We start from the raw sequence: 18186 nt of genomic DNA on the forward strand, positions 1-18186 counted from the left end.
ACGACCTGTGCTACTCGCCGGCGTGCAGGTCGTGGAGATCGAAGACCTGGTTGGCGAGCGCCAGGATCTCGTCGGACAGCGGCAGCTCGCTGTAGTCCCCGGTGCGGACCGCGCGAGCCTCCGCCTCGTCGAGTTCGTATTCCCGGATGACCTTCTCCGGGAACCAGACCATCTTGCCGCGGAACCCCGGTTCCTGGGATGCCCGCGTGACCACCTCACCGAAACGGTTCGACACCTGCGTCTCGCTCCTACTCTCCGAGTTGATGGCGGATCAGACGCCGGTGTAGCGATCGCCGCGGTTGACGAAGACCTCCGCATTGGCGGCGCGCTCCTCCGGGGTGCTGACGCGCGGCTTGATGCTCTCCATCTCCGGCATGAGCTCCTCGGTGAAGAGCTTCATCGAGCGCTGGACGACGTCGTGCGGAACGCCACCGAAGTCGAACAGGGCGTTGATGTAGCTGATGCCCACCTCGGCGTGCGCGCGGATGATCTCCAGACACTCCTCGGGGGTGCCGACGATGAGACGCTGCTTCCAGATCTCGTCGTTGGGCTCGCCCTTGAACGGGGGAGCAGGGTTCCGGCCGCCGGGCGGGTTGGTGCCGCTGGTCAGGTCACGCGACACCCGGATCTGCCACTTCGACTCGCGGATCGCCAGGTCCACCTCGGACGGGTCGTTCGTGCAGAGGATGAACTTGTTCACCGAGCGGTGGATGCCTTCGGATGACCGGCCGAGCTCGTCGAAGCAGGCGTCGATGAATGCATTGCGCTGCTCGAGTTCGTCCAGCAGGGCCCCGGTACCGGTGCACAGGTGGTAGCCCATCTCGACGGCGCCCCGGATCGAGGGCGGAGTCGTGGCCGCCATCCAGAACGGAATCGGGTTCTGGACAGGACGCGGGAAGACCGTGGTCTCCGGGATCTGCCAGTGCTTGCCCTCGAAGGACCAGTCGTCCTCCGTCCAGCACTTCTTCATGATCTTCAGGGACTCGGCGAACATGCCGCGGTTGTTGGCCAGATCCGCCCCGAACACCGCGAACTCCAGCGGCTGGTAACCACGACCGATGCCGATATCGACGCGTCCCCCGCTCACGCAGTCGAGGAACGCGATGTCCTCGGCGAGCCGGACCGGGTGCCAGAGGGGGAGGACCGCCACCGCGGCGCCCAGGCGAATATCCGGAGCCCGCCGGGCGGCCTCGGCCATCATCATCAGCGGGTTCGGGCTGTAGCCGTAGTCCGAGAAGTGGTGCTCGGTGAACCACACGCATTCCATCTGTGCTTCGTTCGCGTACTCGACGAGGCGGTAGATCTCCTCGTAGCGCTCGACGAAGGACTTGGTCGGGTCCGGCGTAGGAGCGAGGAACAGCGGGGCGATCTTCACGGCGGACTCCTTGGTTGGACCGGTGTTGCTTCATTGGTTGTGTGGACCACTGGTCCAACCAATCTATTGAAGTAGCGCTATCTTGTCAACGAGAGTAGGACTCTCCCCGCGACCCCGACAGAAGGAGAACCACGCATGCCGATCGACCCCGAGAAGGCGCTGGGGGCCGAGGCCGCTCCGGTCCGGACGACGTGGCAGGCCACCGACGTGATCCTGTATCAACTCGGGCTCGGGGCCGGCCGGGAGCGACCGACCGACCCGGCGGAGTTGCGGTACGTGTACGAGCAGGGCCTCACCGTCCTGCCGACCTTTGCGGTGGTGCCGGGGCTCAAGGCGATCGGCGACCCGAACGACTTCCCCGGTATCGACTTCGACCTGAGCCGGCTGCTGCACGCCGAGCACGAAGTACGCGTGAACGGCCCCATCGCCAAACGCGGGTCAGTGACGTCGACGACGCGGGTAGCCGAGGTGTGGGACAAGGGCAAGAACGCGCTCGTGGTCCTCGAGGTCAACTCGGCGGACGAGGACGGGCAGGTGCAGTTCATCAACCGGCTCACGATGTTTCTTCGAGGTGAGGGCGGGTTCGGCGGGGAGCCCGGGCCCGACACGACGGTTGCGGTCCCCGACCGGTCCCCGGATCACACGCTGCGCTCATCCACCGACCCGGCGCAGGCGCTGCTCTACCGGCTCTCCGGTGATCTCAACCCGCTGCACGCCGATCCCGAGTTCGCCCGGAAGGCCGGGTTCGAGGCCCCGATCCTGCACGGACTGTGCAGCTACGGCGTCGTCGGCAAGGCCGTTGTCGACGCAGCGCTCGGCGGCGCGGTCGAGCGTGTCCGCGCCTACCGCGCCCGCTTCAGCGGCATCGTCACCCCGGGCGACGTCCTCACCACTTCGGTGTGGGAGGACGGTGACCGGTTGTTGTTCACGTCGAGCGTCGGCGACAGGCCGGTGCTGACCAACGGGGTCCTCGAGGTGGTGGTCTAGCGACCGACCCAGGAGCGGGTGATCGCCCCGCCGAGATGCGTGGCCATCGCGGCGGCGGCGCGCTCCGGGTCCTGGGCCTCGAGCGCTGCCAGAAGCTCCCGGTGCTCCGTCTGCGAGGCCTTGCCCTCCCAGGCCGGGTCGGCGTGGCGGGTCTGGCTCATGAGGTCGACCACCGGGCGTAACGCCATGAGGAAGAACGGGTTGTGCGTGGCCGTGGCCACGAGCAGATGGAACTCGTCCGCGAGCTTGAGGTAGGTGTCCCCGCTGTCAGGATGCTCCATCGCCTCGATCAACTCGCGCATGCGTGCGAGCTCGACGTCGGTGCGTCCCGTCGCGGCGTGGTAGGCCACCGCGGGTTCGAAGGCCCGCCGCACCTCGAGGATCTGGTCGACCGCAAGGTCGGAGAGCTCGAAGTGCAGGGCAATGGCTACATCGATGCTGCTGGCATCGAGTTGGACGTACCAGCCCGATCCTGCGCGTGACTCCAGGACGCCGCGGGCGGCGAGACCCCGCAGCGCGTCCCGCAGGGTGGTGCGGGACACCCGCAGCGCACTGGCCAGTTCCCGCTCGGCCGGCAGTCGGTCGCCGGGTAGCAGTTTGCGGTCCGACAGCAGCGAGAGGATCTTGTGCTGAATCTCGTCGGGCACCGACTTCACGACGATGGGCTCCGAGAAGTTCAGACGCGCCTCACTCGTCGTGTTGCCGCGCGCCATCAGTGCAACCCTTCTCCCGCCAGTCGTCGCCCTGCCAGCAGAGCGCCGTCCACCAGCAACTCGGTGCCTGAACAGTAGGCGCTGTCGTCGGACGCCAGGAAGGCGACCGCAGCGGCGATGTCCGACACCGAGCCGACACGGCCCAAGGGTATTTGCTGGGCGCAGCGATCGAGGGAAGCCGCGTCGAGACCGGCCTCGGAGAGCATGGGGGTGTCTATGTAGCCCGGATGTACCGAGTTCACCCGAATCCGGTGTGGGGCGAGTTCCAGCGCCGCCACCTTGGTCAGCCCGCGCATCGCGAACTTGCTCGAGATGTACGCGCTGATGCCCGGGACACCGACGAAGCCGTCCATCGAGGAGATGTTGACGATCGAGCCGCCGCCGCTCCGGGACATCGCGGGAACAACGGCCTGGATCCCCAGGAAGGGGCCGGTCTGGTTGACGGCCACCACCTGGGCATACGCAGATGCGGACGTCGTCGGGTCGTCGTCGGCCAGTGGTGTTCTCAGGCAGATCCCGGCGTTGTTGACGAGGATGTCGAGCCGGCCCCACTCCTCGACCGCCGCGGTGACCGTGACCGCCCACCCGCCGGGGTCGGTGACGTCGAGGTGGTGCGGGAGCGCCCGACCACCGAGTGACGCGGTGACCTTGGTGGCCTCCTCGTCCCGGAGGTCGGCTACCACCACCCGGACACCCTCCTCGATCAGGCGCTCCGCGATCGCGCGACCCATACCCCGGGCCCCGCCGGTCACGATCGCAACCTTGCCGTCCAGACCTCTCATGCGCCCTCCCGATACCTGACGAGCGATCGGATGCCATGCATCAGGACGGGAGCTCCGCCGGGCACGAATGCCGCCTGCAGTCCCTCCACCAGCTCCGCCTCGGACAGGCCGGCCCCCAGGGCCCGGCCGATGTGGTTGGCGATCGCGTCCTCGGGAGCACGCAACAGCGCCAGCATGCAGATGACAATCAGCTCGCGGTACTTGTGGGGGAGCGCGAGGCCCTCGTCCCCGTCGAGAGCGAGGGCCATCCGCACGACGGCGTCGTAGCGCTCGAAGAACTCCGGTGCCGCCTCCGCCAGATAGGAGTGCGAGGGGTGTCGGAACTCCTCGTCGGACACGGCGTCAGCGAATCGTGAAACCGGCGTCGACCGGCATCGTGATGCCGGTGACGTACTGCGCCTCGTCGGAGACGAGCCAGGCGATGGCGTTGCTGATGTCCTCGGGTTCGACCATGGCGACCGGGATCAAGTTCTGCATGCCCTCGGCCTCCTTCGGGTGCTCCATGACGAAATTGAGGAAGGCTTCGTTGGCGACCATCGGAGTGTTCACCCCGGTCGGGTGCACCGTGTTCACCCGGATGAAGTGGGGCGCGAGGTCGATCGCCAGGGCCTTCATCAGCCCGACGACGCCGTGCTTGGACGCGGTGTAGCCCAGTGAGCCGGCAGTGCCGGTTCCCATCCCCTTCAATCCGGCGGTGGAGCTGGTGATCACGATCGCGCCGCCTTGGCCGCGCTCGATCATGTGCGGGATCGCCGCCCGGCACGTGTTGTAGACGCCGGTGAGCATGACGTCGATCGAGTCGAGCCACGCCATGTCGTCGTCGGCGTGCTCGCCGACCATCGTGGCGATCCCCGCGTTCGCCAACACGATGTCGACGTGGCCGAACTCTGCGAGCCCGCGCGCCAACACTCGCTGCACGGCGACCGTGTCTCGGACGTCCGCCTGCTCGGCGACGATCCGGCGGTCCAGCGCCTCGACGGCCTTGATGGTCTGTTCGAGGTCCTCCGGGGTGGCCAGGGGATAGGCGCAGCTCTCCAGTTGGGCGCAGATGTCGAAGCCGATGATGTCGGCGCCTTCCTCGGCCAGGCGGATCGCGTGACTGCGGCCCTGGCCGCGAGCGATGCCCGAGATGAAGGCGACCTTGTTCTTCAGGCGTGGACGCGCCACGGCTCAGACCTCGGCCTGGGACTTGATGCCCTTGATGTAGTCGTTGACGGCCTTCTGGATCATCTGGTCGATCATGAACTCGGGCAGCTTCCACTTCACCCCGAGCAGCATCTCGACGTTCAGGTTCGTGCTGCCGTCCCCGTTGTCGGTCAGGGTGTAGGTCGCGTCGTTGGCGGTGATCATGTCGCCGTCGACGAGCTTCCACTCGAACACGTTCTCCGCGGGGTAGCGGTAGTCGAGGGTGTAGTTCGCCTTCATCCCCATCGCGGTGACGTTGACGCGCACCGTCTGAGGACGCCCCTGCTCGTCGGTGGCGAGGAGCTCGACTTCGTCGACCTCCTTCTGCCACTGGGGGTAGGCCTTGACGTCCGTCAGAACCTTCAGGATCGCGCTCGGCGAGGCGTCGACGGTGGCTGTCCGGCTGACGGGCTGGCTCATGCCGCTCCTTGGAATTTCGGCGCCCTCGCGCCGTCGCAAGCGGTCTACCTGCGTGTTCTTCCCCGCGCGGACCAATGGGGCGGGCTGTCTCGATAAAGTAGACCGCTTGCTCTACCTGGTCAAGAGAGGAACACTATCTAACCGCGATGGCGACCCGAATCCGAGCGACGGCGACGACCGCGGCGGGGACGCCGCGGTTGCGGCGGTCGACGTCCGAGGTCCGCGAACTGCTGTTGAAGGCGGCGCACGACTGTTTCCAGGACAAGGGCTACCACGCGACGAGCACCCGGGAGATCGCGCAGCGAGCCGGTGTCACCGAGCCGATGCTGTTCCGGCACTTCGGCAGCAAGAGCGCGCTGTTCGAACGCGCGGTCTTCGACCCGTTCGTCGAGTTCATCGCCGACTTCATCGTCCGCGCTTCCGATCTCGACGCCGCCGCCGCGAAGGCGCCGCAATTGGCGCGACACTTCGTGGGCGGCTTTTTCCGGATCTTCGTCGACCATCGAGACCTGATCGTCACGATGCTCGGCCAGCAGGACGAGGGGGGTCAGCCCCGCCTGGCGGCGAGTGTCGCGCTCGATGCGCAGTTCGACGCCTTCGCCGAGGTGGTCGACAGCTTCGTGTCCGTCGAAGGTGAACAGATCATGGACGCCGGACTGGCGATCCGCTTCACCTTGTCATTCCTGCTGGGCACAGCTCTGGCCGACGGTCACCTCTTCTCGCTCTCCGAAGGCGACCGGAGCCCTGACGAGGTGGTTCAGGAGATGACCGACTTCGTGCTTCGGGCGATCGGGCACCGCATCGTGTAGCAGCCGGTATCGCAGAGCAGCCGTCACTGCGGGCCGATGTACACGTTCTTGGTCCGCAGGAACTCCTTGAGGCCTTCGTGCCCGCCTTCACGACCGAAGCCGCTGGCCCCGACCCCGCCGTAGGGAGTGTTCGGGGTCAGGAAGCCCATCATCGCGTTGATCGAGACAGTGCCGGAGCGGAGCTGGGCGGCCATCTCGTGAGCTCGCGTCAGATCGTTGGTCCAGACGTAGCTGACGAGGCCGTAGCGGGTGCCGTTGGCGAGCTTCACGGCATGGTCGTCGTCGCGGAACCTGGTGATCGACAGCACCGGGCCGAAGATCTCCTCCTGCGCCAGTGGGGAGGAGTGGTCGACGTCGGCGAAGACCGTCGGGGTGAGGAAGAACCCGTCGGGATTGGCATCCGGCCGCGAGCCGCCGTACAGCAACCGTCCGTTTCCCTCGGCGCGGGCCCGCTCGATGATCGCCTCGACCCGTTCGCGGTGGGCGGCGTTGATCATCGGCCCGACCATGGTCTCGGAGTCGAACGGATCCCCGAGGGCGATGCACTGCGCCGTGGCCTCGGCCATCGCGACGGCTTCGTCGTAGATGTCGGTGTGCACGAGCAGTCGTGACGGGCAGGCGCAGAACTGACCGGACAGCATGGCCGAGGTGATGACGGCCTGAGGGATCACAGCCGCCAGCGTCACGTCCGGGAACACGACGTTCGCCGCCTTGCCCCCGAGCTCCATCACGGTCGGCACGACGTTCTGGGCCGCCGTCGCGAGAATCTTCTGACCCGTCGCCGTCCCGCCCGTGAAGCTGATCTTGTCGATGCCGGGGTGCCGCACGAGTGCGTCGCCCGCATCTGCGCCACCGACCACGACGTTGATCACGCCCGGCGGGAAGCCGGCCTCGATGGCGAGCTCGGCGAAGCGAAGCGTCGTGAAGGGTGCGAACTCCGACGGCTTGAGCACCACGCAGTTGCCGGCGGCCAGGGCGGGTGCGACCTTCATGCCCAGCGTGGTCACCGGGCCGTTCCAGGGGATCACGACCGCGATGACGCCGAACGGCTCCGGAACGGTGTAGTCGAAGCCGCCGTAGCCGAGCGGTCGCAGGCTGGTGCCCTCGATCTTGTCGGCCCACCCGGCGTAGTAGGTGAACCAGTCGGCCGGCCCGTAACCGGCGAGGAGGCCGCTGAACGCGGAGGGGACCGCGTTCTCCAGCGTCGCGATCGTCGCCATCTCGTCCGCGTGCTCGCGCAGCAGATCGGCGAGCTTCAACAGCATCGTGCGTCGCCGGTCCGGACCGAGAGTGCCCCAGGTCCGGAAGGCCGCGCGGGCGTCACGAACTGCGTGGTCGACGTCGTCGGCCGTGCCCAGTGGCACGACCTGCTGCAGACGACCGGTGGTCTGGTCGTGGTGCGCGTACTCGCCACCCGCCGTCCGGTCCACCCAGTCGCCACCGATGAACAGACCGGCCCGGAGCAGCCGGGCTGCCTCGTCGGCGCTGGGCCGGCCGGTATGAGTCACGGTTGTCGGTGTCACGGCTGGCTCCCGTCGTCGGCGGCGAACACGGCACCTGCGGCGATGAGCCCCGCCCGGGCGTTCTCGTCGAAGCCCAGGCCGTCGAGCACGTCGTGGGTGTGGGCGCCGAAGGCCGGGGGCGCGATCGTGATCGCGAACTCGGACTCCGGCAGGCGTACCGGGGGCCGCACGTAGTGCACGTCTCCCGCTGTGACGACCATGTGGCGGGCGTGGACGTGCGGATGGGTCGGAAGCTGGTCGGGGTCGCTGACCGGGGCCGCCGGCACCCCGGCCGCGAGAAAGGCCTCCATCCACTCGGCCAGGGTCCGGGTACGCATTACGGTCTCGATGTCGGCGCGCAGCGCCTCGTCGGCCTCGGCGTCCGTGTCGCCGAAGTCCATCGTCTGCGACCAGGTACCGCGTTCGGCCCACTCCGGGCGCTCGACCACGGCGCAGAACCGCTGCCAGAGGTGCTTCTCGACCGGGAAGATCAGAAGCACCTGGTCGTCGCGGGTGCCGTAGACATTCGAGCGGGCGCCCATGCCGCCGGTCGTGGAAGCGCCGATCGCGGCGTCGGCGCTGCCCAGATTCAAGGCGGCGAGAAAGCGCTGGTTCGAGGCGAGGCCGGCGTCCCAGCCGGCGACGTCCAGATACTGCCCCTGTCCGGTACGGCCGCGCTGGACGAGGGCCGCTGTGATCGCGGTGGCCGCCTCCAGGCCACCGAGTTCCATGCTGTGTCCCACGGTCGAGTACGCCGTGATCTCGGGTCTTCCGGTCGGGCCCCGCATGATGCGGATCTCGCCCGCCGCGGCGTCGACATTCATACTGTGCGAGGGCAGGGGCGCGTAGGGCCCGTCCTGCCCGTATGCGGTCACCGAGCAGTACACCAGGTCCGGCTTGATCTGACGTAGCGTCGGATAGTCGAGGCCGAGCTTCACCTGTGCGTTCGGGGGAGAGTTCTCCACCACGACATCAGCGGTGGCGACCAGCTTGTGCAGCACCTCCCGCCCGGCGTCGGTGCGCAGATCCAGGCCGATGCTGCGCTTGTTCCGGTTCAAGGTGAGGTAGGCCATCGAACCGGCGTTGCCGACGAACGGGGGCAGGCCGCGGAGGTAGTCGCCGGCCGGGGGCGCCTCGACCTTGATGACGTCGGCACCGAGGTCGGCCAGGCGGCTGGTCGTGAGCGAGTACAGCTTGGTCAGGTCGACGACGCGGATCCCCGCGAGCAGCGGCAGCACCACCTAGTCCCGGCCCCCGGCGCGCTCGATGAGCGGCAGGATCGCAGCGGCGTCGGTCAGGACCTGGTACCCGTCCTGGTTGCGGATCGCGGCCATGTTGTCCCGGACCTCCTCGACGCTCGGGTAGCTGCCCAGGCCCGGCGACCAACCGGGTGCGACGCCGACGAAGACCTGGGCGAACCACCCGTTCCCAGCGGTGTAGACCTCGTGGGTCGCCGTGCACTCCTCGGAAACCAGGTAGAGCGAGAGCGGTGCGATCTGCTCCGGCGCGTACGGGCCCATGCTCTCCGGCATGTCCTCGGTCAGCCGGGTCCGCGCCAACGGTGCGATCACGTTCGAGGTGATGCCGTGGCGGGCACCTTCGATGGCGACGACGCTAGACAGCCCGACCAGGCCCATCTTGGCCGCGGAGTAGTTCGCCTGGCCGAAGTTGCCGAACAGGCCGGCCCCGGACGCCGTGAACAGCATCCGTCCGTATCCCTGTTCCTTCATGGCGGCGAAGGCGCGCTGAGCCACATGGAAGGAACCGGCCAGATGGACGTCGAGCACCAGATCGAAGTCCTCGGCCGGCATCTTCGCGAGGCTCTTGTCGCGGAGCACGCCGGCGTTGTTGATCACGATGTCGACCTTGCCGAAGTGCTCCAGCGCCAGCTCGACCACCCCGGCGCCGGCGGCCGGAGTTCCGATCGGCTCGCTGTGCGCGACCGCCTCGCCACCGGCGGCCACGATCTCCTTGGCCACGAGTTCGGCGACGCTGGCCGAGCCCCCCCTGCCGTCCTGCTCGGCCCCGGCGTCGTTGACGACGACCTTGGCGCCACGGCGGGCAAGTTCGGTGGCGTACGCCTTCCCGAGACCTCGTCCTGCGCCGGTGACGACCGCTACCCGGTCCTGAAACGAGATCTCCGCCATGGCCGAGCCGCCCTTCGGTTGTGAGCACGCGGTTGTGCACGCGGGCCTGGAATTCCTTGACTCCTCGTAAGGTAGTAGCACTATCCTCAGGGGTGCAACTGGTCGACCCCCCAGCCCGCCCACTCTCCTCGGAGGCCCAGATGCCGCTGCAGCCGCACATGAAGTTGCTGTCCGTCGACGATCACCTGATCGAGCACCCGAACGTCTGGCAGGACCGTCTCCCGGCGAAGTACCGGGACATCGGCCCGAAGATCCGAGAGCTGCCGCGGGAGGGTAAGGCTCCGACGCAGTGCTGGTTCTACGAGGACCGGCCCTACCCCTACATCGGCCTCAATGCGGTCGCGGGCAAGCGGCTCGAGGAGTACGGCCTGGAGCCGTACCGGTACGACGAGATGATCCAGGGCTGCTGGGACCCCAAGGCGCGGGTGGCGGACATGGACATCGACGGCGTGCACGCCATGGCGTGCTTCCCCTCGTTCCCGCGCTTCGCCGGAACGGTGTTCCTCGAGGCCCAGGACAAGGAACTGGCGCTGCTGTGCGTCCAGGCCTACAACGACTTCGTCCTGGACGAATGGTGCGCCGCCGCCCCCGACCGGTTCATCCCCGTCGTCATGATCCCCTTGTTCGACCCCGAGTTGGCGGCGGCCGAGATCCGGCGCTGCGCGGCCAAGGGCGCGAAGGCGATCACGTTCCCGGACAGCACCGCCGCCCTCGGGCTGCCCTCGATCTACTCGGGACACTGGGACCCCGTCTTCGGCGCCGCCGAGGAGACCGGGATGCCTATCTGCGTGCACTTCGGCAGCGGCGGGCTCCCGCCGATCGTGGCCAAGGACGCGCCTCTCGCCGTGATGATCTCGGTGATGGCGACCAACTCCATGCACGCGACCAGCGAATACCTGTTCTCGCCGGTGTTCCACAAGTTCCCGAACCTCAAGGTGGGACTGTCGGAAGGTGGCGTCGGTTGGATCCCGTATCTGCTGGAGCGGGTCGACGGCACCTGGGAGAAGCACCGGCACTACCAGAACATCAACAAGGACGTCCGGCCGTCGGAGCTGTTCCACAAGCATTTCCACGGGTGCTTCATCGACGACGCGACCGGGGTGAAGAACCGGCACGACATCGGCATCGAGAACATCACGTGGGAGTGCGACTACCCGCACTCGGACTCCTGGTGGCCGAAGAGCCGGCAGCGGGCCGAAGAGGTGTTCGCCGACGTCCCGGACGACGAGGTCCACGCGATCGTCGAACTGAACACCCGTCGGCTCTACAACTTCTCGGGCTGAGAGCCCGCCGTGCCTGACGACGACCCCCGCAGCGACTGGCACGAGCAGGATCTGCTGACCAACAGCGAGGCCGACGAGCGTCTCGTCGCCGAGGGTGCGGAGTCCCGCGATCAGCTCGCCGGGATGGCCGCCGACGACCCGCGCCGGCCCTTGCTGGAGCGGCGGATCGAGGCGATCGACGAGGCGCTCCGGCAGATCCGTGCCCGGTGACGGCCCGGTGCTGGTCCCGACCGTCACCGGGCCGGTCCCACTCTCGGAGCTGGGGCGGGTCCTCATGCACGAGCATGTTTTCGTGCACACGGCGGAGATCGCACGCGACTACCCCGACCTGACCTGGACCGATCGGGATGCGGTCCGGGAAGCGGCAGTCGAGCGATTGACCGAGCTCTCCGGTCTCGGTATCGACACCATGCTCGACCTCACCGTGCTCGGCTGCGACCGGTCGATCCCGGACATCGCCTGGGTGGCCGAACGCGTCGCCGTCCGCATCGTCGTCGCCACCGGGCTCTACACCCTCGACGATCTGCCCCGGTTCGTCGCGGCCCGGCCGCCGGAGCCGGGGCAGCGTGACGTCCTCACGGAGATGTTCGTCCGTGACATCACGGTCGGCATCGGCGACACCGGCGTGCGGGCAGGTGTGCTCAAGTGCTGTATCGACAAGCCGGGACTGACGCCGGGCGTCGAGCGGGTGCTGAGGGCCACCGCCCACGCGCACCGGGAGACGGGTGTGCTGATCTCGACGCATACGGATGCGTCGAGCCGGAGCGGACTGGTCCAGCAGCAGGTCTTCACCGAGGAAGGCGTCGATCTCGCTCGGGTCGTCATCGGGCATTCCGGGGACAGCACGGATCTCGACTACCTGATGCGACTGATGGATGCCGGCTCGACGATCGGATGTGACCGGTTCGGGCTGTACCGGGCGGGGATGCCCACCCTCGGCGAGCGGCTCGATGCGATCGCGTCACTGTGCGCTCGCGGTTACGCGGACCGCATCGTGCTCTCGCACGACGCCCACTGCCACAGCGACTGGGTGCCACCGGACATTCGCGAAGTCCTGCCGGACTGGAACTATGCGCACATTCCGGCCGCCGTGCTCCCGGGCCTGCAGGAGCGTGGAGTGACGGATACTCAGATCGATCAGATGCTGCGCCTGACGCCCCGGCGGCTGCTCCCGGCGTCCGATGCCTACTGACCTCGATCTGGCCGGCCACACCGCCGTCGTCACCGGGGCCGGACGCGGTCTCGGGCGGGCCTATGCGCTGCGCCTTGCCGAACGCGGAGCCGCAATCGTGGTGAACTCGCTGACGGACCGGTGCCGAGTCGTGGCCGAGGAAATCCGTGCCGCCGGGTGGCGGGCGGTCGCGGTTGAAGGGGACGTGGCGGAACCGGAGACGGGCCGGCGACTGAGCGAGGCCGCGCTCGACGAGTTCGGCTCGCTGGAGATCGTGGTCAACAACGCGGGGCGGATCTCACCGGGGCGCTTCGAAGACCTGTCGGTCGGGCAGTGGGACGACCTGATGGGCGTCCATCTGCGGGGCGCCTTCTTGGTGACGCAACCCGCATGGCGGGTGATGCGGGCGGCGGGTTACGGCCGCGTGATCCTGACGAGCTCGTCCTCCGGGTTGTTCTCGCACCAGGGGATGGCCAACTACGCGACGGTGAAAGCCGGTCTGTACGGCATGACCAAGGCGCTCGCGTTCGAGGGGGCGGAGTTCGGGATCAGGACGAATGTGCTGCTGTCGCTACGCGCGGGTGTTCGTGGCGGTGGCCGACGGCTGGTTGCCCGACGACCCCGAGCGGGTGTCCGCTGAGTCGGTCGCGGCGAACCTCGATGTGATCCGGGGTGTCGAGCGGCATTCGATACCGGCGTCCCTGTTCGACGAGGTCGCCGCCGTGCTGGACCGCATTCCCTCGTGGCGCTTGTGGGAGCTAGGAAGTAGCACTATCTTATGACCAGGCGAGGGGAACAGGAGTCACGATGACGACGACGGCGCACGATGGGTGCCCGCTCTGGGACGCGCCGATGGAGCGCGGCACCGCAAACGCCGCGTTCGACGCCTACTCCGAGATCGGGAACCAGCAGGTGCTGGGCCCCGTGCTCCGGGCGACCGAGGGCGATGGCTACTACATCCTTACGCGTCACGACGACATCGTGACCGCGTTCCAGCGACCGGAGCTGTACTCGAGCCGCCGCCTGCAGCCGGGCCCTCCCATCCCGTTCCAGATGATCCCGATCATGCTCGACCCGCCCGAGCACACGAAGTGGCGTCGGGCGCTCGGCTCCTACTTCACACCGAAGCGGGCCGAGGAGTTGCGCCCACGGGTCCGCGCCGTCGCCAACGAGTTGATCGACGCCGTGGCGGAGCGCGGCGAGTGTGACTTCGTGGAGGCCTTCGCGAGTCGGCTCCCGACGATCATCTTCCTGGAGTTCATGGGGTTGCCGGCCGACGAGCTCGAGAAGTTCCTCGCGTGGAACGCGCGAGCAATGACGGGTGCGTCGCCCGAGGACCCCACCGGGTCCGAGCAGATCACCGCGGTGCTCGATGTGATCGAGTACCTGTGGCAGGTCGTCACGAATCGCCGCGCCAATCCCGAGAGTGGCGGCGACGACCTCCTCAGCCAGTCCGCCCACTGGCTCGTCGACGGTGAACCGCCGAACGACCAGGACCTGCTCATGTGCTGCCTCAGCATCTACATGGCCGGCCTGGACACCGTGAAGAGCATGCTCTCCTACTTCTTTTTCCACCTGGCGACCAATCCGGTGGACCGTCAGCGCATCAGCTCCGATCCCACGGTGATCCCGGCAGCCATGGAGGAGATGCTGCGGGCCTTCCCGATCATCAAGGTCGGTCGGGAAGTGACCACCGACCACGAGATCGGCGGCTGCCCGGTCCGGGCCGGCGAGGTCGTCATGCTGCCGACGATGGCGGCCGGTCGCGACCCCGAGCGCTACCCCGACGCCGCCAAGATCGACTTCGATCGGGACGACGTCCGGCACGCGACCTTCGGAGCGGGACCGCACCGCTGCATCGGATCGCACCTGGCCCGCGTCGAGCTTGCCGTCGCACTGGAGGAGTGGCACCGGCGGATCCCGGACTACAAGATCTCCGACGTCGCGTTGGTGCGTGAGAAGGTCGGCCAGGCCGTCGGCCTCGAGACGCTCCCGCTGGTGTGGTGATGCGGCCGTGACCTCCCCGACGACGCCCCGGTTCGGCGATCCGGTCGACGACCCGAACCGCTATCACGCGCAGCTCCGTTCCTGCCCGGTGCAGGTCCTGGAGGGCTTCGATCACCCCATCTACATGGTGAGTCGGCACGCTGAGGTGCACGGCGTGCTGCGCGACCCCGCGGTGTGGTCGAGCAAGTTCGGAAACTTCCCCCGCTTCGTGGACCAAGCCGGTCTGCGCGGCGACCCGCCGGAGTCGGCGATGCTGCGGCGACTCGTCGTTCCGATCTTCAACGCGAAACACATCAAGACCCTGCAGGAGGAGGCCGAGGCGACCTGCCATCGCCTCATCGATGATTTCGCCTCGTCCGGCCGTGCCGAACTCTCCGCTGTGTACGCCTCAATCCTTCCGATGAACCTGATGTGCCGATTGCTCGGCGTGGAGCGCGAGCGGATCGAGGAGTTCAAGCAATGGATGGAGGCCTGGCTCTCCGCCCTGGAGGTCAACGACCTGCAGGCCGAGGAGCAGGCTCGGCTGAAGGCGTTCGGCTACTTCGTCGAGCGGATGGCGGCGCGGCGCAAGGAGCTCGAGTGCGAGCCCGAGGAGGCGCCGACCGATGCCATGGGCATCTTCGTCACCGCCCAGCACCCGGAGGGTCGGCCCTACCGCGACGAGGAAATCCTCCCGCTGACCCTTCTCCTGCTCTCGGGGGGAAGTGACACCACCAAGTATCTGATCCTCAACACGCTCAATCGGTTGCTCGAGGACCGGTCGCGGTGGGAGTCCGTGCTCGCCGACCCCGCTTTGGTGGAGGTGGCGATCGAGGAGACGCTTCGGTTCGACGCCCCCGTCGCCAGCGTGTTCCGGGCCAACCTGGCCGAGCAGAACCTCGCCGGAGTGGACATCCCGATCAAGAGCAAGGCCCAGTGCATGATCGGTGCAGCGAATCGTGACCCCGAGGTCTTCGAGGACCCCGACTCCTACCGCCTCGACCGCGACCTGCGTCACCTGCGGGCCAAGACCCTGGCCTTCGGCCACGGGCCCCACACGTGCGTCGGTGCGTCGCTCGGACGCCTCGGGGCGACCACGGCCGTCCGCGTCCTGACGGAGCGTCTGCCCGGGCTGCGACTCGCCGCCCCGGCTCCCGCGGCCAAGCCCTACGTCATTCCCCAGAGCATCCCGGCCGGACTCCTGAGCCTGCATGTCGAATGGGAGCGCGCATGACCATCGAGGTGCGCCCGCCCAACTTCCTGCGTCGACTCGGAACCGACGAGTACGCCCCGCAGCCCTTCACGCCCAGGGACCGGCAGGTCGTCGCCGCGACCATCGAGCGCCTGACCCTCGCCGCGGAGCGGCACCACGTGCCGGGACCGTTGTATGCCCAGGGTCGCACCGCAACCGCGGCCGGACTCCTGGAGCTCAACCGCTCGGCGGGCACGTCCTTCTTCGATGTTCCGGCTGAAGCGGTGGACGAACACGAGGCGGCGATGGCCGCCTTCGCCAAGCCGTTTCCTGTCATCGACGTCCAGACGCACTACCTGGCCCCGCACGCGTCCACGGACGCGTGGAAGACCGGTGCGCTGCACCGCATGTACTCGGCGCTGATGCCGGGGTGGTGGACCGAACTCGACGACATCGTCGCCTTCACCGCGGCCGACTACATCCGCAACGTGTTCGTCGAGTGTGAGAACGCGGTAGCCGTCCTGACCAGCGGGCCTGGGCTCACGCCCCAGGATCGGGCGCTGTTCAACGACGAGATCTTCGCGACCAAGGCGCTGGTCGAGGAGTTCGCGGGCCCGGGTCGGCTGCTCAACCACGTCGTCGTGCACGCCGATGTCGCCGCCGAGATCGAGGCGATGGAGTGGTGGGCCAAGGAGTACGACCCTGTGGGCTGGAAGGTCTACACCCCGGGGCGCATGACCGCCGAGGGTTGGGCCGGTGGCTGGATGCTCGACGATGAGCAGTACGGTCTCCCCTTCCTGCAGCGGGCGCACGATCTCGGGGTCAAGCTGGTCTGCGCCCACAAGGGCATCTCGGCGTTGGCCGACAACGGCTCTCCCCGTGACATCGGTCCGGCTGCCGCGGCGTTCCCCGACATGAACTTCGTCATCTACCACTCTGGGTTCGAGTTCGGCCCGCCGATCGACGATTCGCCGGCGGAGGGGCCGTACACGGAAGCGACGGCCCACCTCGGTGCGAACCGGCTCATCACCACGGCGCTGGAGAACGGGATCGGCCGCGGCGGCAACATCTACGCCGAACTCGGCACGACCTGGTTCTCGCTGCTGCGCCGGCCCCGCGAGGCCGCGCACCTGCTCGGCAAGCTGATCGCCCACTTCGGCGCGGACAATGTGATCTGGGGGACGGACAGCATCTGGTACGGCTCGGCGCAACCGCTCATCGACGCCTTCCGCTGCTTCCAGATCCCGGACGACATGTGCGCGGAGTTCGGCTACGAGCGCCTGACCGACGAAGTAAAGGCGAAGATCCTCGCGGGCAACGCGAGCCGGATCTATGGCATCGACCTGGACTTCGCCGCGGACATCGCCGCGCGGGACGACCACGCCTGGGCGAGAGCCCTGCTCGAGGAGCAGACGATCGCCACCTTCCCGGGGAGTGCTTCATGACCGCCGGCGAGATCGAGTTCGAGCCGCTCGACACCTCCGACCTCGACCGATGGGTGGGGCAGCCGATCGGCGGCCCGCGTCTCAAGGAACCCATGACCGCGATGGACATCCGGCGGTGGGTTCAGGCGATGGAGAACCCGAACCGGCTCCACTTCGACGAGGCGTTCGCGGCGGAGAGCACCTTCGGCCGACTTGTGGCCCCGCAGTCGTTCACGATGTGGTGGTGCCGGGGCCAGGGTGGATTCTCGGCCGCGTTCGGCGAGATTCCCGGGGCGCACCTGTCCGAGGTGGCCGACGAATGGTGGTTCTACGGTCCCCGGTTGTATCCCGGTGACCGCGTCCGCTGCGATCGGATGCATTTCGACTACCGCGTGACGACAACGGGCTTCGCGGGGCCGTCGGTGTTTCAGCGCGGCGATACCACCTACATCAACGACCGCGGCGAGATCGTCGCCAAGCAGCGGAACACCATGCTGCGATTCCTCCCCGCGAATGCCCGGAAGATCGCTGAGGCGGCCCGCGCCGCCGGCGGAGCCGGCAGCCCGGATGTTGTGGCGGACCGTGCGAAGGTCGGCGAGGAGAAGCTCGCGTACTACCGCACGTTCGCCGACCACGTGCAACGCTGTGGCAAGGGCGTGAGTGTGGGCGATGAGCTGCCGCTGGGCGTGATCGGCCCGCACAGCGTCGCATCATTCACGACGCAGTGGCGGGCCCGCCCGGACAACGTCTGGGGCGTGCTCACCGACGACATCGCGCTGCCCCTGGGCTACCCCACCGCGACGTCGTCGCCGGACATGGTGGTCGATCCCGCGGTCGCGGCGATCGACCCGGGCCGGGCCGACGGGCTGTACTACGGACCGGCGTCCACCCACGTGGACCTGGAGAAGGCCCGCGCCATCGGGATGCCGCGCGAGTTCGGCTACGGCTACGCCATCTCCGCCTGGACGATGGACTACATCGGGAACTGGGCCGGAGAGCTCGGTGCCATCACGCACAGCAAGTTCCGTAACCAGGCCCCCGCGCTGGCGGGCGACGCGACGTACCTGCGCGGAACGGTCAAGGCCGTGAGTGACGATCCGCTGGTGGCGGGTGCTGCCCGGGTCACGGTCGACGTCTCCCTGCGATCCCAGAACGAGGTCGGCATCGGCGTTGCGACGTTCGAGGTTCGGCTGCCGTGGTCGATCTGACG

The 18186-nt window shown here is 67.9% G+C and carries 20 protein-coding genes; 10 read left to right on the forward strand and 10 right to left on the reverse strand.

Going from position 1 to position 18186, the window contains the following annotated elements:
- Positions 1 to 10: 10 nt before the first annotated feature.
- Together ABD401_RS00695 and ABD401_RS00700 are read right to left on the reverse strand one after the other, a co-directional pair.
- On the reverse strand, positions 11 to 235 hold the full coding sequence (locus ABD401_RS00695) for a hypothetical protein (RefSeq protein ID WP_344600519.1): 225 nt from the start codon (positions 233 to 235) through the stop codon (positions 11 to 13).
- A 36-nt stretch (positions 236 to 271) separates the two neighbouring features.
- On the reverse strand, positions 272 to 1375 hold the full coding sequence (locus ABD401_RS00700; RefSeq protein ID WP_344600521.1) for an LLM class flavin-dependent oxidoreductase: 1104 nt from the start codon (positions 1373 to 1375) through the stop codon (positions 272 to 274).
- A gap of 135 nt (positions 1376 to 1510) precedes the next feature.
- Between ABD401_RS00700 and ABD401_RS00705 the strand changes: the two genes are divergently transcribed.
- Positions 1511 to 2362 (forward strand): MaoC/PaaZ C-terminal domain-containing protein, encoded by an 852-nt coding sequence (locus tag ABD401_RS00705; RefSeq protein WP_344600523.1) that lies wholly within the window; start codon positions 1511 to 1513, stop codon positions 2360 to 2362.
- Here the strand turns inward: ABD401_RS00705 and ABD401_RS00710 are convergent.
- The 5 genes from ABD401_RS00710 to ABD401_RS00730 are packed head-to-tail and all read right to left on the reverse strand — an operon-like array spanning position 2359 to position 5462.
- Positions 2359 to 3075: a FadR/GntR family transcriptional regulator gene (locus tag ABD401_RS00710; RefSeq protein WP_344600525.1), complete on the reverse strand. Its 717-nt coding sequence runs from the start codon at positions 3073 to 3075 to the stop codon at positions 2359 to 2361. The genes ABD401_RS00705 and ABD401_RS00710 overlap by 4 nt on opposite strands.
- Complete coding sequence (locus ABD401_RS00715; RefSeq protein ID WP_344600527.1) at positions 3075 to 3857, reverse strand: SDR family NAD(P)-dependent oxidoreductase; 783 nt, start codon at positions 3855 to 3857, stop codon at positions 3075 to 3077. The genes ABD401_RS00710 and ABD401_RS00715 overlap by 1 nt, the downstream gene beginning before the upstream one ends.
- On the reverse strand, positions 3854 to 4195 hold the full coding sequence (locus tag ABD401_RS00720; protein ID WP_344600529.1) for a carboxymuconolactone decarboxylase family protein: 342 nt from the start codon (positions 4193 to 4195) through the stop codon (positions 3854 to 3856). Before ABD401_RS00720 ends, ABD401_RS00715 begins: the two co-directional genes overlap by 4 nt.
- Positions 4196 to 4199: 4 nt before the next feature.
- The gene (locus ABD401_RS00725; RefSeq protein ID WP_344600531.1) at positions 4200 to 5024 is read right to left on the reverse strand and encodes a mycofactocin-coupled SDR family oxidoreductase; all 825 of its coding nucleotides are present in this window, start codon (positions 5022 to 5024) and stop codon (positions 4200 to 4202) included.
- Between the two features lie 3 nt (positions 5025 to 5027).
- The gene (locus ABD401_RS00730) at positions 5028 to 5462 is read right to left on the reverse strand and encodes an SRPBCC family protein (RefSeq protein WP_344600533.1); all 435 of its coding nucleotides are present in this window, start codon (positions 5460 to 5462) and stop codon (positions 5028 to 5030) included.
- A 197-nt stretch (positions 5463 to 5659) separates the two neighbouring features.
- Here ABD401_RS00730 and ABD401_RS00735 point away from each other — a divergent pair, with 197 nt between their 5' ends.
- The gene (locus ABD401_RS00735; RefSeq protein ID WP_344600535.1) at positions 5660 to 6271 is read left to right on the forward strand and encodes a TetR/AcrR family transcriptional regulator; all 612 of its coding nucleotides are present in this window, start codon (positions 5660 to 5662) and stop codon (positions 6269 to 6271) included.
- Positions 6272 to 6294: 23 nt separating this feature from the next.
- On the opposite strand, the gene ABD401_RS00740 is transcribed toward ABD401_RS00735, so the two are convergent.
- The 3 genes from ABD401_RS00740 to ABD401_RS00750 are packed head-to-tail and all read right to left on the reverse strand — an operon-like array spanning position 6295 to position 9920.
- Entirely contained in the window at positions 6295 to 7779 is a 1485-nt protein-coding gene (locus ABD401_RS00740; RefSeq protein ID WP_344600537.1) for an aldehyde dehydrogenase family protein, read from the reverse strand.
- A gap of 11 nt (positions 7780 to 7790) precedes the next feature.
- Entirely contained in the window at positions 7791 to 9011 is a 1221-nt protein-coding gene (locus ABD401_RS00745) for a CaiB/BaiF CoA transferase family protein (RefSeq protein WP_344600539.1), read from the reverse strand.
- A 3-nt stretch (positions 9012 to 9014) separates the two neighbouring features.
- Complete coding sequence (locus tag ABD401_RS00750) at positions 9015 to 9920, reverse strand: SDR family NAD(P)-dependent oxidoreductase (protein ID WP_344600541.1); 906 nt, start codon at positions 9918 to 9920, stop codon at positions 9015 to 9017.
- 140 nt (positions 9921 to 10060) lie between these two features.
- On the opposite strand from ABD401_RS00750, the gene ABD401_RS00755 reads away from it, so the two are divergent.
- The 8 genes from ABD401_RS00755 (at position 10061) to ABD401_RS00790 (ending at position 18184) form a co-directional block, all read left to right on the forward strand.
- Positions 10061 to 11203, forward strand: coding sequence for an amidohydrolase family protein (locus tag ABD401_RS00755; protein WP_344600543.1), 1143 nt, complete (start codon positions 10061 to 10063; stop codon positions 11201 to 11203).
- Positions 11204 to 11212: 9 nt separating this feature from the next.
- Positions 11213 to 11413 carry a hypothetical protein gene (locus tag ABD401_RS00760; RefSeq protein ID WP_344600545.1) on the forward strand — a complete coding sequence of 67 codons (201 nt, stop codon included), beginning with the start codon at positions 11213 to 11215 and terminating at the stop codon, positions 11411 to 11413.
- A 7-nt stretch (positions 11414 to 11420) separates the two neighbouring features.
- Positions 11421 to 12395 (forward strand): phosphotriesterase family protein, encoded by a 975-nt coding sequence (locus ABD401_RS00765; RefSeq protein ID WP_344600547.1) that lies wholly within the window; start codon positions 11421 to 11423, stop codon positions 12393 to 12395.
- The gene (locus tag ABD401_RS00770) at positions 12385 to 13014 is read left to right on the forward strand and encodes an SDR family NAD(P)-dependent oxidoreductase (protein WP_344600549.1); all 630 of its coding nucleotides are present in this window, start codon (positions 12385 to 12387) and stop codon (positions 13012 to 13014) included. The genes ABD401_RS00765 and ABD401_RS00770 overlap by 11 nt, the downstream gene beginning before the upstream one ends.
- 167 nt (positions 13015 to 13181) lie before the next feature.
- Positions 13182 to 14381 carry a cytochrome P450 gene (locus ABD401_RS00775; protein ID WP_344600551.1) on the forward strand — a complete coding sequence of 400 codons (1200 nt, stop codon included), beginning with the start codon at positions 13182 to 13184 and terminating at the stop codon, positions 14379 to 14381.
- Positions 14382 to 14388: 7 nt separating this feature from the next.
- Complete coding sequence (locus ABD401_RS00780) at positions 14389 to 15594, forward strand: cytochrome P450 (RefSeq protein WP_344600553.1); 1206 nt, start codon at positions 14389 to 14391, stop codon at positions 15592 to 15594.
- Positions 15591 to 16997 carry an amidohydrolase family protein gene (locus tag ABD401_RS00785; RefSeq protein WP_344600555.1) on the forward strand — a complete coding sequence of 469 codons (1407 nt, stop codon included), beginning with the start codon at positions 15591 to 15593 and terminating at the stop codon, positions 16995 to 16997. The genes ABD401_RS00780 and ABD401_RS00785 overlap by 4 nt, the downstream gene beginning before the upstream one ends.
- A complete protein-coding gene (locus tag ABD401_RS00790) occupies positions 16994 to 18184 on the forward strand; it encodes an FAS1-like dehydratase domain-containing protein (RefSeq protein ID WP_344600557.1) in 1191 nt (396 codons plus the stop codon). The genes ABD401_RS00785 and ABD401_RS00790 overlap by 4 nt, the downstream gene beginning before the upstream one ends.
- Positions 18185 to 18186 lie beyond the last annotated feature (2 nt).

It is taken from the genome of Sporichthya brevicatena (genome assembly GCF_039525035.1).
Classification (GTDB): domain Bacteria; phylum Actinomycetota; class Actinomycetes; order Sporichthyales; family Sporichthyaceae; genus Sporichthya; species Sporichthya brevicatena.